The following is a 15128-nucleotide window of genomic DNA, read 5'->3' as shown; positions in this document are numbered from 1 at the left end:
ATGTCCGGTTCAGTTCTTCGGGCCGACGAGAGAGGCGACTGCCTGCGAGGCGAGTTTCAGACGCTGGCGCACGACCGAGCGGCCGAGGATCGCCATGGAATCGAAGAGCGGCAGCGAGCGCGACGAGCCGGATACGGCGACGAAGAGCGGGGCCACAACGACCTTCAGCTTCTTGCCCATGCGGTCGGCGATGGCGCGCAGTTCGGCTTCGATCGTCTCGACGTTCCATTCGAGGATCTTTTCGAGGTCCGGCTGCACGGTGTTGAGGATCTCGAGGATCTCTTCCGGCGGCGACTTGATCTTGGCGAAGGCCGACGGGTCGAGGCCGAGGTCGGACTTCAGCAGGAAGCCTGCGAGCTCCGGCAGTTCGCCGAGCTTGGAAATGCGCGACTGCGACAGGCGCAGGCCAGCCTTCAGGCGATCGTTTTCCATCGCCCAGGTCAGGACGCGGGCCTGGAACTCGTCTTCCGACAGCTTCTCGCGGATCCAGCGGCCATTCAGCCAGTCGAGCTTCTGGATGTCGAAGATGGCGCCGGCCTTGGAGAGGTTTTCCGGGTCGAACTTGTCGGAGAGCTCGTCCATCGTCAGCAGCTCTTCGCCTTCGGCGATCTGCACGAAGAACAGGCCGAGGAAGTTCATCAGTGCTTCCGGGATGTAGCCAAGAGCGGAGTAGTAGGAGATCGAGGTCGGGTTCTTGCGCTTCGACAGCTTCGACTTGTCGGCGTTGCGCATCAGCGAGAGATGCATGAACACCGGCTGTTCCCAGCCGAAATAGCGATAGAGCAGGATGTGCTTCGGAACCGATGCCAGCCACTCTTCGCCGCGGGCGACGTGGGTGATCTTCATCAGATGGTCGTCGATGACGTTTGCCATGTGATAGGTCGGCATGCCGTCGCCCTTGATCAGGACCTGCATGTCGACGCTGTCCCACGGGATCGACACGTCGCCGTAGACGCCGTCGTTGAAATCGCAGGAGCCTTCGGTCGGGATCTTCATGCGGATGACCGAGCTTTCGCCCGCTGCCATCTTGGCGCTGACTTCCTCGGCCGAATATTTCACGCAGAGGCCGTCATATTTCGGCGCCTTGCCGGCGGCACGCTGGGCTTCGCGCATCTGTTCCAGGCGCTCGGGGGTGCAGAAACAGCGGAAGGCATGGCCCTTGTCCAGCAGTTCCTGGCCGTAGGGCGTGTAGATGTCCTTGCGGTCGGACTGGCGATAGGGGCCGTAGGGGCCGCCGATATCCGGGCCTTCCTTCCACTCGAGCCCGCACCACTTCAGGGCGTCCAGCACCTTCTGCTCGAATTCCGGGGTCGAGCGCGTCGCATCGGTATCCTCGATACGCAGGATGAACTCGCCGCCGTTCTTCTTGGCGAAAAGATAGTTGAAGAGTGCGATATAAGCGGTGCCGACATGCGGCTCGCCGGTCGGCGAGGGAGCAATGCGGACGCGGACGCCGGAAGCTGTCATTTTATGTGCCCGTCAAATGAATGCCGACGGCTTTTGATGGCAAAAGCGGCGTGCGGCGGGAAGAATGCAGATAACTGGATCAGGAAACCGGCCGGATAAGGGCAAATTGCGCACTTCCCCGGCGATTGTCCATTTGGCTGGCCTTAAGGCCATATTCGGCCGCTTGCGTCAAGGAAAATGGGCATCAGCGCTCATCGCACCGGCCAGACGTAGAGCAGCATCGGGACGCTGACGAGAATGATGATGAAGGAGAGCGGCAGGCCGAGGCGGGGATAATCGCTGAAGCGATATCCGCCCGGGCCGAAGACCAGCGTGTTGCACTGGTGGCCGATCGGGGTGAGGAAATCGCAGCCGGCGCCAATCGCAACCGCCATTAGGAAGGCTTCCGGCTTGTAGCCGAGCGTCTGTGCAAAGCTTGCGGCGATCGGCGCCATGACCAGCACTGTCGCGGCATTGTTGAGGAACGGCGTCACCGCCATTGCGGTGATCAGGATCAGCGCCAAGGCGCCAAAGGGTGGCATCTGCGCTGCGAAATGGCCGAGCCAGCCGGCGATAAGCTCGCTGCCGCCGGTTGTCCTGAGCGAATCCGATACGGGAATGAGGGCGGCGAGCATGATCAGGATCGGGCCATCCAGCGCCTTGTAGACATCGGCAAGCGGGATGACGCGGAAGACGACCATGGCGAGCGCGGCACAGAAGAAGGCCACGGCAACGGGCGCCAGACCCGCGGCTGTCGCGCCCATGGCGGCGGCGAGGATGATCAGCGGCACATAGGCGCGGCGCTGGGTGCCGAGCAGGATGTCGCGTTGCGCCAGCGGCAGGCAGGAGAATTCCTGCAGGAAGGCCGGCAGGTTTTTGCGGCTGCCCTGGAGCACGAGCACATCGCCGCCCTTCAGCGTCACCTCGCTGAGGCGCTCCGTCAGGCGATGACCCTGGCGGCTGACGGCGAGCAGGTTGACGCGGCGGCGGTTGAAGAGCGACAACTGCCGTGCCGACCAGCCGATGAGCGTCGATTCCGGCGAGACCACTGCTTCGATCGAGGTGATGTCGCCATCCTGCGTATCCGCGGGAATCTGCTTGCCGGCGAGCTTCAGCTTGGCATTGGTCACGACGCGGTCGAGCGGTTCCGGTCCGCCTTCGAGAAGCAGGGTGTCGCCCGCTTTCAGGATAAGGTCCGGGATCGGCGACAGGCGGGAATGGCCGCGCAGGATCGCGGTCGCGACCACTTCGCCATCGCCGAGCTTCAGGATCTCGTTCAGCATCTTGCCGTCGAAGCCGGAGCCCTCGACGACCGTCGCCTCCGAGAAATAGTTCTTGAGATCGAGCGCTTCTTCGAGCGACGGGTTTTCGTTCTGACGCTCTGGCACCAGCCAATGAAAGAAAATCAGGAATATGATGCCGACCAGCGCCAGCGTGGCGCCAACCGGCGTGAAGTCGAACATCGTGAAGGATTTGCCGGTGATCTCTTCGCGCAGCCGAGACACGACGATGTTCGGCGAGGTGCCGATCTGCGTCATGAGCCCGCCGAGCAGGGCGGCGAAGCTCATCGGCATCAGATAGAGCGAGGGCGACTTTCCGGTCTTGCGCGAAAACTGGAAGGCGACAGGGATCATGATCGCCAGCGCGCCGATATTCTTGATGAATGCGGAGAGCACGGCGACGACGATCAGCAGCAGGGCGAGCTGCGTATGCAGCGAGTTCAGGTTCGGAAAGAAGCGCTTGATGGCGCTGTCTACGATGCCGGAGCGGGCGACGCCGGCGCTGACGACAAGCGCGCTGCCGACGATGATGACGATATCGTCGCTGAATCCGGAGAAGGCCTTGTCGAAGGGCACGATGCCGACGCAGACGGCGAGCACCAGCGCGCAGCAGGCGACGAGATCATAACGGAAGCGGTCCCAGATGAAGACGGCCATCATCAGGCCAATGACGCCGAAGGCGAGAATCTGCGGGGTGGTCATGCTGCTCCAGGGGCTGGAATTCCGAACGCAGACGATGCTCTGCGACAGGAATAACTGTAACGCCGCCTGCGCTTATCAATCCCGCACGCGCATCATTGCTGCAGTTCGGCGAGCGCCCGGCGAAGCGGGGCGTCGGAAATCTGGATCATGCCTGCGAAGGGGATATCCATGTCGAGCACAAGATAGATCGATGCGGATATGAGAAAGGCGGCCACTAGGAACATCGACATGACGATGATGTTTTTGGGCGCGCGGAATCCGAAACTCGCGAAGATCAGCGTCAGCCAAGCCATCAGCATGAAGACCAGCGGCATTGGAATGACGCCTTCCGATTGCTCGACGATCACCCATCGCCGCTCGACGATGGTCTTGTATTGCTGCCGGGCGTCGGTCCATAGCGCGACATGGTTGGGATCGGTCGGCATCATGACGGCAATGTTGTTGCCAACGGCGTTGAGTGCCATTTCGGATTTCGGGTCGCTCTGCAGCACGGGATCGACGACGTGCATCGGGCCCGACAGGGCCTGTTGGACGTAACGGAGCAGGCTGGCGCGCGTGTCGTCGGCTTCCAGGCCATAGGTTCGCAGCGTGCGGTCGAGCAGGATGATTTCGGTGGCGAAGGAATGAACGCTGTCGTCGATGCCGGCGAAGGTGTTCTTCGAGGAGTTGATCATCAGGCCGAAGACGAGCGAGGTCATGACCACGAAGATGTTGGCGACGAGGCGAACGACCGTGTTCGTTTCCTCCTCGCGATGGCGGGCCGGCAGCCGCGGATAGATCATCATCGTGCCGATCGAGGCGACGGCCAGACACACAAATACCGATCCCGCGACAACGATCTCACGCACCCGAGATTTCCCCTCTCATCTCTCCGTGAGGCACGTTAGCGCATGCGGAGGATTTTGGCATCAGGCCGGTTTTGAAGGCTGGACAAAGCGTAGCACGGGTATAGCTTCACGGCCCGACGTGAATGGAGACTGACATGACCGAGATCCTCGACATCCCCGTGAAGCTCGCCGATGGCCGCGAGACAAGCCTCAACGAACATCGCGGCAAGGTGATGCTCGTCGTCAACGTTGCCTCCAAATGCGGGCTCACGGCGCAGTATGAAGGTCTTGAAAAACTCTACGAGGACAAGCGTGAGCGCGGCTTCGTTATTGCCGCCTTCCCGGCCAACAACTTCAAGGGTCAGGAGCCGGGGACGGATGCCGAGATCGTCGAGTTCTGCCAGCTGACCTATGACGTGAAATTCCCGATCTATTCGAAGATCTCGGTCAAGGGCGACGACAAGCATCCGCTCTATCGCCAGCTGACGGCTGCAGCCGTGCCGACGACCGGCGAAGGGCCGATGCGTGACCGGCTGCGCGATCGTGGTCTGGCCGATGACGACAGCAAGGAAATCCTCTGGAACTTCGAAAAATTCCTGATCGGCCGCGACGGCAAGATCATCGCGCGTTTTGCGCCCGACGTGACCGCCGAGGATCAGCGGCTGGTGACGGCGATCGACAAGGAATTGTCGAAGGCCTGATCACTGCCTGCGATAGCGGCTGCGGAAGGCGCTCGGCGCCAGGCCCTCGCGGTTCTGGAAGAGCCGCGAGAAATAGAAGGCATCATCGATGCCGATCTCCCGTGCGATCACTTCGATCGGGAGATCCGAGGTGGTCAGCAATTGCTTGGCATGATCGATCCGCAGCCGTAGCTGGAATGCTTTCGGTGAGAGGCCGGTTGCGGCCATGAAGCGACGGCGGAAGGTCGCCGGCGACATGTCGAATTCGGCGGCGAGCTGCTGCATGTCGATTTCCCTGAAGGCGCGTTCGGCAAGGGCGGAAACAGCTGCTTCGATCCTGGCGCCAGCCACGGTATCAGTGGCAGCATCCGCCTGCCTCGCTGACTGGACGACGATGCGGTGAAGCGTGGCGGCGGCCGAGCTCAGTGCCAACGCACTGCCATCGGTGAAATCGGCGCGGAGCGCGGCAAAGAGCTGCTGCGTCTCGCGCAGATTGCTCAGCGCCACATGCGGTGCGGTCTCCGAGATCAGGCGCTGCCGGACGAGGCTCGAGGCGAAAGGGCCCTCGAACAGCGCCCATTGCTCCTCCCAGCTTTCACCCTCCGCCGGGCCGTAGGAATGCAGGCTGCCCGGCGTCAGCCACAAGAGCGCCGGTCCTTCGATCGTAAGCTTGCCTGCCGCTTCAGTTTCCAACGTACCGCGTCCCGTTTCGACCAGTACCACCGCATGGCATGGCAGCCGGCGCTGCCGGACATGCACGGCGATCCGCTGCCGTCCGAAGCCGGTCACCGACAAGGCGGGCGGGTTGACCGATGGCGGCGAGCGGTAGAGCGCGAGCGGCGGCGAAGTCATGAGCGAAAAGTCCAGCTGTGTTTTCTGTCCATGGTCATTCGCGCTTCATCACGGCAACATCGCCACATGAATTCGAAAGGGATGGCGATCGAAATGTCAAGTTTGGCCGTGAAGATGGCGACTGAAATGCCGGTGCTGAGGGCAGGCGGCAAGGTGCTCTCGACAGCGGAGAACCGGCTTGGCCATCTCGTTCCCACCGATCCCGGCATCGGCATCGCGGCGATCCGTGAGCGCTATGAGGAGCATGGCTATGTCTGGCTGAAGCGGTTTCTCGATCCCGATGCCGTGAATGCGTTTCGCGGATGGGTGTTCGGGCATCTGGCGGGCGCAGGGTTGATCGAGCCGGGATCGGATCCGCATCTTGGTCTGGCCGCCGCTGGAGGAGGGGACCCGCAGCAGGCCAACCGTATCCTCATGTCGCTGGTTCGATCCGTTGCCTATGAAGGCTTCTGTGCCCAGCCGCGGCTCGCGGCCTTCATGGACGAGTTCCTGTCCGGCATCTCCTATCTGCACAAGCGCAAGATCATGCGCCACACGATGCCCGGTAGCGCCACGGCGACGCCTGCGCATTATGATCTCGTCTATCTGCGCGGTGGGACCAACCGGATCGTCACGGCATGGATTCCGCTCGGCGATGTGCCGGTCGACATGGGCGGGCTCGTCTATCTCGAGGGATCGCATGCGATTGGCAGAAAGATGGAGAGTGAGTTCGCGGCGCAGAGCGCCGAACTCTCAGCCGAAGAGCGGATCAGCGCCTATAATCGCAACATGACCGAGGGCGGCTGGGTGTCGAAAGATTTGCCCGAGATGGCCGAGCGCTTCGACGCCCGCTGGCTGATCGCCGGCTACGAGGCCGGCGATGTGATGCTGCACAGTCCCTACATGATCCACGCCTCGACGGCGAACGAGAGCGCCGGGCGACTGATCCGTCTGTCGACCGATATCCGCTACCAGAATGTCGATGACGAGATCGACGCGCGCTGGGCCAATCACTGGAGCCTGGGAGACATGCTGTAGGCGCGGCCGGAGCCGCGCCTGCTGCAGAAGCTAGTGGCTCTCGCCTCTTTTTCGTTTTCGGGCGTTTCTGGCGAACATGTTCAACACCTCGACGAGCGCCGAGAAGGCCATGGCGGCGTAGACGTAGCCCTTCGGAACATGGAAGCCCATGCCCTCGGCGATCAGCGTCGTGCCGATCATCATCAGGAAGGCGAGCGCCAGCATGACGATGGTCGGATTCTTCTCGATGAAGTTCGCAAGCGGCGTCGCGGCGACCAGCATGACGGTCACGGCGGCCAGAACGGCGATGACCATGATCGGCAGATGCGGGGTCATGCCGACGGCGGTGATGATGCTGTCGACCGAGAAGACCAGGTCGAGGATCAGGATCTGCACGATCGCCGAGCCGAAGGTCGTCGTCGCCGAATTGGCGATGAAGTCCTCGTTGTGATCGGCCGGATCGACATTGTGGTGGATTTCCTTCGTCGCCTTCCAGAGCAGGAAAAGACCGCCGGCAATCAGGATCATATCCTTCCACGAGAAGCCGTGGCCGAAGAGTTCGAAGACCGGAGCCGTGAGCTTGACGATCCAGGCGACGGTGCCGAGCAGGGCGAGGCGCATGATCAGCGCCAGGCCGATACCGACCTTGCGGGCCTTTTCACGGTGCTCGGGCGGCAGCTTATTGGTGAGGATGGAGATGAAGATAAGGTTGTCGATACCAAGAACGACTTCCATGACGACCAGGGTCACCAGCGCCACCCAGGCAGCCGGGTCCTGAACCAGCATCATGATATCTTGCATGAATTGTTTTTCCCTTGCGCCACAGACAGCCGACGCCGAAATCTAGAGTGAAGGCGCTGAGATGCAAGCGCCGCAAGGGGTATACGAAAGCCGGACGGCATTTATTCCGCCGGTGATGGGGAGAATGAAGCGGGGACGCCGCCGATCCCTCAGGCGGGCTCGTTGTGCTTGGCGCCATAGGCGGCAATGAAGACGCGGATGGCGCCGTCGATGACGCGCTTCCTCTCGGCTTCAGACGGCGGTTCCGGCATGCTGCCGAAGAGGCGGAACTTGAAGAAGCTGCCGCTCGCGAGATCGAGGAACTGTCCGGCTGCCAGATCGACGTCAGCGATCTCGAGCTTGCCTGAATTCACGTAGCGCGTCAGATACGAGTGCAGCACCGTACGCAGGTTCTCCGGTCCGTTGAAGAAGCGCTGACAGAGCTCCGGCATGCGGTCGCGCACGCCAAGAACGGTGCGCATGGCGCTGATCACCTTCTCGCTTGTGATATGCGAGATGAAGCTCAGGCCAAAATCGTGCAGGCCTTCCTCGACATTGTCATGGTGCTCGAGAGCGACGCGCAGTGCGGCCACGAAGGCGGCGCGCTCGGTCTCGATCATAGCGGTGAAGAGCTCTTCCTTATTGGCGAAGTAGACATAGAGAGTGCCCTTCGAGACGCCGGCTTCACGGGTCACGTCGTTCATGCTCGCTGCGTCGAAACCCATCCTCATGAAGACGCTCTTGGCGCCCTCGAGGATTTGCGTGCGCTTGGCCGGGTCTTCTCCGGCTGCCCAGCGGCCGGTGGCCACGGGCGTTTCGGCGGCTGAAACCTTGGACACTTCGGTCATCTTCTCCTTAACCATTTTTCGCACTTGCGAAGATTCTTTACTAAAATCGAACCGCTCGGTTCGATATGACTTGATATGGATGCAAAAAGGGCCTATGTCAACTGAACCGAACCGTTCAGTTCGATTAAATCTACTTCACAAAGCGGTGTTCGTCTATGTCCAGTCAGAAAACCAATGTTGCGCGCATCGTAAGCGATTCCGCTGAAGCCGAAGCGGCTCAGCCGGAAACTGCAGCCTCCGCGGATACCCCCACCGCGGAGGCTCGCAGTGCTCCCCAGCAGGCGCCGGCACCCGAGGTAAAGGTTGCCGAGCAGCCGCCGGTGAAAAAGAAGCGCAGCCGCGTTCTGCCGATCGTCGCCCTCGCCATCCTCGCCGGTGGCGGCTGGTACGGCTATGAATGGTGGACGAATGGCCGCTTCATGGTCTCGACCGATGACGCCTATATCGAAGGCGATATCGCGACGATTTCGCCGAAGGTCACCGGTTACGTTGCCAAGGTCAATGTCGTTGCCAACCAGCTGGTCAAGGCCGGCGACGTGCTCGCAACGCTCGATAACGGTGACTATCAGAACGCTCTCGACCAGGCCGAAGCGCAGATCGCCACCGAAAAGCTGTCGCTGAGCCGCATCGATGCCCAGGTCGATGGCGCCAAGGCGGCTCTCGCCCAGGCACAGGCGCAGAAGGTGTCGCTCGATGCCGCCGTCCGCGGCGCCGAGATCACCCAGAAGCGCCAGAGCGACCTACAGGCAAAGTCGGTCGGCACCGCTGCCGATCTTGACACCGCCAACATCGCGCTCGATCAGGCCAAGGCAAACCTCGTTGGCGGCGACGCCAACATCAAGTCGGCCGAAGCCAACATCACGATCCTGGAAGCACAGCGCAAGGAAGCCGAAGGTTCGGTCCGTACGCTCGAGTTGCAGCGCGACAAGGCCGCCCGCGACCTGTCCTTCACGATCCTGAAGGCACCGTATGACGGTGTTGTCGGCAATCGCTCGGTTCAGGAAGGCGATCTCGTATCGCCCGGCCAGCGTCTGATGGCGCTCGTCCCGACCCGCCAGCTCTATATTGACGCGAACTTCAAGGAAACGCAGATCCAGCATCTGGTTCCGGGTTCGAAGGTCAATGTCCATGTCGACGCTTATGACGATCACGCGATCGTCGGCACCGTCGAGTCGATCTCGCCGGCCTCCGGCTCGGTCTTCTCGCTTCTGCCGCCTGAGAATGCGACGGGCAACTTTACCAAGATCATCCAGCGCGTGCCGGTTCGCATCGCGCTCCCGCAGGATGCGCTTGATACCGGCCGTCTGCGTGCAGGCCTGAGCGTCGTCGTCGATGTCGACACGCGCACGGCGCCGGACGCACAGCAGGTAAAGTAATCAGCCAGCCGGAGTAAGGCCAATGGCCGCGACCACCACTGCAGGAACCGTTCCCGGCGTAGGAGCCGAGGAACGGATGGACCCGCGCAAGCTCATCGCATTCTTTGCGATGGTGCTCGGCATGTTCATGTCGATCCTCGACATTCAGATCGTCTCGGCCTCGCTCGCTGAAATCCAGGCCGGCCTTTCCGCCGGCTCGGATGAAATCGGCTGGGTCCAGACCTCCTACCTGATCGCTGAAGTCATCATGATTCCGCTGTCGGGTACGCTTGCCCGCATCGTCTCGACGCGCTACCTCTTCGCCTTCTCGGCGGCGGGCTTTACGCTGTCGAGCGTGCTCTGCGCCACGGCGACGAATATCGACCAGATGATCGTCTACCGCGCCATCCAGGGCTTCATCGGTGGCGGCATGATCCCGTCGGTCTTTGCGGCCGCCTTCACGATCTTCCCGCCCTCCAAGCGCAGCGTCGTTTCGCCGATCATCGGCCTGATCGCTACGCTGGCGCCGACGATCGGCCCGACCGTCGGGGGATATCTCAGCCACGCCTTCTCCTGGCACTGGCTGTTCCTGGTCAACGTCATCCCCGGCATCATCGTCGCGACCGTTACCTGGAACTTCATCGACTTCGACAAACCGGAACTGTCACTTCTCAAGAAGTTCGACTGGTGGGGCCTGATCTCGATGGGCGTGTTTCTGGGCGCGCTGGAATATGTGCTCGAGGAAGGCAATTCGAACGACTGGTTCAACGACAACTATATCGTCATCGGTGCGATCGCATCGGCGATCGGCTGCGTGGTCTTCTTCTACAGGGCGTTCACTGTCGATTTTCCGGTCGTTGACTTGAGAGCCTTCGCCAACCGCAACTTCGCTTTCGGCTCGGTCTTCTCTTTCGTCATGGGTATCGGTCTCTACGGCCTGACCTACATCTACCCGGTCTATCTCGGCCGTATCCGCGGCTATGACTCGCTGATGATCGGCGAGACGATGTTCGTCTCGGGCCTTGCGATGTTCTTCACTGCGCCGCTCGCCGGACGTCTCTCGACGAAGATGGACCTCAGATTGATGATGGTCATCGGCTTCGTCAGCTTCGCGGCCGGGACATACATCATGACCGGGCTGACGGATGACTGGGACTTCTACGAACTGCTGATCCCGCAGCTGTTCCGCGGTTTCGGCCTTATGATGTGCATGGTGCCGATCAACAATATCGCGCTCGGCACGATGCCGCCGGCCCGTATGCGGGGCGCCTCAGGTCTCTTCAACCTGACCCGTAACCTCGGTGGTGCCGTCGGTCTTGCGATCATCAATACGGTTCTGACCAACCGCCAGGACGTGCATTACGAGCGCTTGCGCGAGAATATGGACTGGGGCCATCCGGCCGCGATCGACCAATTGAACAACCTGACCGCCAACTTTAATTCCTACGGGATGGACGGCGCGTCGGTGGCGATCAAGCAGATGGTCGGCATGGCAACCAAGCAGGCAGTCATCCTGTCCTTCAGCGATATCTTCCTGATGCTGACCGTGCTGTTCATGGTCATGGTTCTCGGTGTGGCGATGATTGCCAAGCCTGCGCCGCAAGGCGGCGGAGGCGGTGGCGGCGGCCACTGATCGTCTGGTGTTCGAAATAACGGCCGGCTTGGGAAACCAAAGCCGGCCGTTTTCCGTATATCGTGCATCTCTTTCGACCGGATGCCGCTTCATGCTTCAGTCTTCCGCCAGGGCAATCGCCTGGCTCTGCATCGTCCTGCCCCTCTTTGCATCCGCATCCGCGCGGGCGGCCGCCGAGGAGGAGAAGATAGACATCGGCGGCTACAAGCTGAACAGCGTCTTCATTCCCGCCTCCGGCAAGGCAAGGCTGCCGCCGATCGTCTTCATTCATGGCGCCAGCGCCAATCTCTATGACCCGATGCTGTCGTTCCGGGAAAAGCTGGAAGGCAAGGCCGATCTGCTGTTCGTCGATCGTCCGGGCCACGGCCGCTCCGACCGCGGCGGTCCCGAGAACGCCTTTCCGGACGGGCAGGCCGACGCGATTGCGGCGTTGATGAAGAAGCGCGGCATCGGGCGGGCAATCATCGTCAGCCATTCCTTCGGCGGTGCCGTTGCGGCCGCCTTTGCGCTCGATCATCCCGATATGGTTGCCGGTCTGGTGTTCCTGTCGCCGGCCGTCTATCCGTGGCCGGGCGGCATTGCCTGGTACTATGATGCGGCAACCGCGCCGTTGACTGGCAGGCTGTTCAGCGCGCTGATCGTGCCGCCCGTCGGCCTTGCGATGGTGGATGGTGCGACACGCAGTGTGTTTGCGCCGAACCGGCGGCCTCCTGGGTATATCTCGAAGGCTCGCACGCTTCTCGCCCTGCGCCCGGCCGAGTTTCACAACAACGCCGCTGATGTTGCCAACCTGCTCGAATGGACGAAGAAAGCCTCGCCGCGCTACCGGCAGATCAAGGCGCCGACGATCATTATCACCGGCGATACCGATAGCGTCGTTTCGCCGACGATCCACTCGGCGCATCTTGCAAAGGATATCCGAGGGGCGCGGCTGATCGTCGTCCGAAACCTCGGTCACAAGTCGGATTACGTCGCAAGCGACCTTGCCGTCGGCGCCATTGAAGCGCTGGCTGGCGAGCACCCCAATCTGCGAGGGATCGCGCAGGCGATCGAAGTGCGTATTGCCGGTGACGGCAAGAAATAATCCATGTTTTTCAAACGCGACCAGATGAGTTTCGGTCGGTCCGGCATTTTCTGATTTACGTACATCAGAATTGGCGGTAAAGGCTTCGTCAGGAGGAGCGATGAAGCCTACGGTTCACGATATCGCCGCGCATGCGGGGGTCAGCCTTGCGACTGTCGATCGCGTGCTGAACCAGCGCCCTGGCGTGCGCCATGTGACGCGCGAGAAGGTGGAAAACGCCATTCGCGAGATCGGCTATGTCAGGGATGTGGCGGCCGCCAACCTCGCCAAGGGCCGCACCTATCCGCTGGTCTTCATCCTTCCGGCATCCGACAATTCCTTCATGCATGGGCTGACCGGCGAGATCCGCGAGGCCGTTGCCCGCGCTCCAGTCGAGCGCACGCAGATCCAGACCATCGAGGTTCCGGCCTTCGATCCGGCCGCACTGGTCGAAGCGCTGCGGAAGCTCGCTGCCGAACGGCCTGCCGGCATCGCGCTCGTCGCGACCGATGCGCCTGAGGTTGCCGAGGCAGTCGATGCCCTAGTGCGCGATGGCATTCCCGTCGTTACCCTGGTTTCTGATCTCACGGGGTCGCTCCGCCATCACTATGCCGGTGTCGATAACATCGCGGCCGGGCGCACGGCTGCTCGCCTGCTTGGCCGTTTCCTCGGTGGCGCCAAGGGTGAGATTGCGGTGCTTGCCGGCTCCATGCTGGTGCGCGACCATCGCGAACGTTTGGAAGGTTTTGCTGCGCTGATGGCGCAGGAGTTTCCGGGCCTTTCCATCCTGCCCGTCATCGAGGGGCGCGACGATCCTGAAATGGCGCATATGCTGGTTTCGGATGCGCTTTCGAAGAATGATCGCATTGTCGGCATATACAGCTTGGGCGCCGGTAACCGCGGCCTGATCAGGGCGCTGAAGGCCAAGGGCGCCGGGCGGCAGGTCACTGTCGTTGCCCATGAACTCACGCCGCATACGCGGGCGGCATTGATCGACGGAACGATTGACGCAGTTCTCAATCAGGATGCCGGTCATGAGGTGCGCAGCGCCATTCGCGTGTTGAAGGCGAAGGCCGACGGGCTTGCGGTCATCGATGCGCAGGAGCGCATCCGCCTCGATATCTTTTTGAAAGACAACCTGCCGTAACGGCAAAGGGAGAACGACATGTATCTGGGTCTCGATCTCGGAACTTCGGGCGTCAAGGCGATGCTCATCGACGGCGATCAGAAGATCATCGGTTCGGCCAACGGATCGCTGGACGTTTCGCGTCCGCATTCCGGCTGGTCGGAACAGGATCCGGCGCACTGGATCCGCGCGACCGAAGAAGCGGTTGCCGGTCTGAAGGCCAAGCACCCGAAGGAACTTGCGGCGGTCAGGGGTATCGGCCTTTCCGGCCAGATGCATGGCGCGACCCTGCTCGATGCCGACGACAAGGTGCTGCGGCCGTGCATTCTCTGGAACGATACGCGCAGCTATCATGAAGCCGCGGCGCTCGACGCCGATCCGCGCTTCCGCAAGCTGACCGGCAATATCGTCTTCCCGGGTTTCACCGCGCCGAAGCTCGTCTGGGTCGCCAAGAACGAGCCGGAGATCTTCGCCAAGGTCGCCAAGGTTCTGCTGCCGAAGGATTATCTGCGCCTGTGGCTGACCGGCGAGCACATTTCGGAAATGTCGGATTCGGCCGGTACGTCCTGGCTCGATACCGGCAAGCGCGCCTGGTCTTCGGAACTCCTCGACGCAACCGGTCTCGATGAAAAGCAGATGCCGTCGCTTGTCGAAGGCACCGAGCAGGCGGGCAAGCTGCGCGGCGAGCTGTCGTCCAAGTGGGGCATTACTGGTGATGTCGTCGTTGCTGGCGGGGCAGGGGACAATGCTGCCTCTGCCTGCGGCATGGGTACGGTCAGCCACGGCGCGGCCTTCGTTTCTCTCGGCACATCGGGCGTGCTATTCGCCGCCAACGGCTCTTACCTGCCGAAGCCGGAAAGCGCCGTTCACGCATTCTGCCACGCGCTGCCGAACACCTGGCACCAGATGGGCGTCATCCTCTCGGCCACCGATGCGCTGAACTGGCATTCGCATGTGACGGGCAAGTCCGCGGCGGATCTGACCGGCGAACTCGGCGAGACCCTGAAGGCGCCGTCGGGCGTGACCTTCCTTCCCTATCTCTCCGGCGAGCGTACGCCACACAATGACGCGGTCATCCGCGGCGCCTTCATCGGCCTCGAGCATGAGAGTAGCCGCGCCGTCCTGACCCAGGCGGTTCTCGAAGGTGTGTCCTTTGCGATCCGCGACAATCTCGAAGCGCTGCGTTCGGCCGGTACCGATATCGCCCGCGTCACCGCGATCGGCGGCGGCTCGCGCTCGCGCTACTGGTTGGCCTCGATCGCCACGGCGCTTGGCGTTCCCGTCGATCTGCCGGCTGACGGCGATTTCGGCGCGGCGTTTGGCGCTGCCCGTCTCGGCCTGATTGCTGCGACGGGTGCGGATCCGGTCGCAGTCTGCACGCCGCCGGAGACGGATGGCACGATCGAGCCTGTCGCTGCACTCAGCGGCGCTTATGAGGATGCCTACAAGCGCTACCGCGCGCTCTATCCGGCGATCAAGTCGCTGGCGCATTGAGGGCGGATTTAAGCTTGCACTGAGGTCGGAGCCCCCTCATCCGCCT

General features: G+C 61.9%; 13 protein-coding genes. 7 read left to right on the top strand and 6 right to left on the bottom strand.

Annotation, left to right across the window (positions count from 1 at the left end; all coding sequences use genetic code 11):
- Positions 1 to 9: 9 nt before the first annotated feature.
- The 3 genes from gltX to ACEN84_RS06340 form a co-directional block, all read right to left on the bottom strand.
- Positions 10 to 1467 (bottom strand): glutamate--tRNA ligase, encoded by a 1458-nt coding sequence (gene gltX / locus ACEN84_RS06350; RefSeq protein WP_413710327.1) that lies wholly within the window; start codon positions 1465 to 1467, stop codon positions 10 to 12.
- 191 nt (positions 1468 to 1658) lie between these two features.
- Complete coding sequence (locus ACEN84_RS06345; RefSeq protein ID WP_112719775.1) at positions 1659 to 3428, bottom strand: SLC13 family permease; 1770 nt, start codon at positions 3426 to 3428, stop codon at positions 1659 to 1661.
- 92 nt (positions 3429 to 3520) lie between these two features.
- Positions 3521 to 4276, bottom strand: coding sequence for a hypothetical protein (locus ACEN84_RS06340; RefSeq protein WP_162708769.1), 756 nt, complete (start codon positions 4274 to 4276; stop codon positions 3521 to 3523).
- Between the two features lie 134 nt (positions 4277 to 4410).
- On the opposite strand from ACEN84_RS06340, the gene ACEN84_RS06335 reads away from it, so the two are divergent.
- Entirely contained in the window at positions 4411 to 4956 is a 546-nt protein-coding gene (locus ACEN84_RS06335) for a glutathione peroxidase (protein WP_413710326.1), read from the top strand.
- On the opposite strand, the gene ACEN84_RS06330 is transcribed toward ACEN84_RS06335, so the two are convergent.
- Positions 4957 to 5787, bottom strand: a complete 831-nt coding sequence (locus ACEN84_RS06330; protein WP_413710325.1) for a helix-turn-helix domain-containing protein — start codon at positions 5785 to 5787, stop codon at positions 4957 to 4959.
- A 93-nt stretch (positions 5788 to 5880) separates the two neighbouring features.
- Between ACEN84_RS06330 and ACEN84_RS06325 the strand changes: the two genes are divergently transcribed.
- Entirely contained in the window at positions 5881 to 6804 is a 924-nt protein-coding gene (locus ACEN84_RS06325) for a phytanoyl-CoA dioxygenase family protein (RefSeq protein WP_413710324.1), read from the top strand.
- Between the two features lie 30 nt (positions 6805 to 6834).
- Here the strand turns inward: ACEN84_RS06325 and ACEN84_RS06320 are convergent, their stop codons facing one another.
- Positions 6835 to 7584 carry a TerC family protein gene (locus tag ACEN84_RS06320; protein ID WP_112719772.1) on the bottom strand — a complete coding sequence of 250 codons (750 nt, stop codon included), beginning with the start codon at positions 7582 to 7584 and terminating at the stop codon, positions 6835 to 6837.
- A 149-nt stretch (positions 7585 to 7733) separates the two neighbouring features.
- A complete protein-coding gene (locus ACEN84_RS06315; protein WP_413710323.1) occupies positions 7734 to 8411 on the bottom strand; it encodes a TetR/AcrR family transcriptional regulator in 678 nt (225 codons plus the stop codon).
- A 155-nt stretch (positions 8412 to 8566) separates the two neighbouring features.
- On the opposite strand from ACEN84_RS06315, the gene ACEN84_RS06310 reads away from it, so the two are divergent.
- The 5 genes from ACEN84_RS06310 (at position 8567) to xylB (ending at position 15082) form a co-directional block, all read left to right on the top strand.
- The gene (locus tag ACEN84_RS06310; protein ID WP_413710322.1) at positions 8567 to 9787 is read left to right on the top strand and encodes an HlyD family secretion protein; all 1221 of its coding nucleotides are present in this window, start codon (positions 8567 to 8569) and stop codon (positions 9785 to 9787) included.
- Between the two features lie 22 nt (positions 9788 to 9809).
- Positions 9810 to 11399: a DHA2 family efflux MFS transporter permease subunit gene (locus tag ACEN84_RS06305; protein WP_130282259.1), complete on the top strand. Its 1590-nt coding sequence runs from the start codon at positions 9810 to 9812 to the stop codon at positions 11397 to 11399.
- 91 nt (positions 11400 to 11490) lie between these two features.
- Positions 11491 to 12483, top strand: a complete 993-nt coding sequence (locus tag ACEN84_RS06300; RefSeq protein WP_413710321.1) for an alpha/beta fold hydrolase — start codon at positions 11491 to 11493, stop codon at positions 12481 to 12483.
- A 100-nt stretch (positions 12484 to 12583) separates the two neighbouring features.
- The gene (locus ACEN84_RS06295) at positions 12584 to 13609 is read left to right on the top strand and encodes a LacI family DNA-binding transcriptional regulator (protein ID WP_413710320.1); all 1026 of its coding nucleotides are present in this window, start codon (positions 12584 to 12586) and stop codon (positions 13607 to 13609) included.
- Between the two features lie 18 nt (positions 13610 to 13627).
- Positions 13628 to 15082: a xylulokinase gene (gene xylB / locus ACEN84_RS06290; protein ID WP_413710319.1), complete on the top strand. Its 1455-nt coding sequence runs from the start codon at positions 13628 to 13630 to the stop codon at positions 15080 to 15082.
- Positions 15083 to 15128: the final 46 nt, after the last annotated feature.

The sequence above is a fragment of the Rhizobium sp. Rhizsp82 genome (assembly GCF_047325115.1).
GTDB lineage: Bacteria > Pseudomonadota > Alphaproteobacteria > Rhizobiales > Rhizobiaceae > Rhizobium.
Note: the sequence above shows the minus strand (reverse complement) of the source record. Positions and strands in the feature narration are given on the sequence as shown.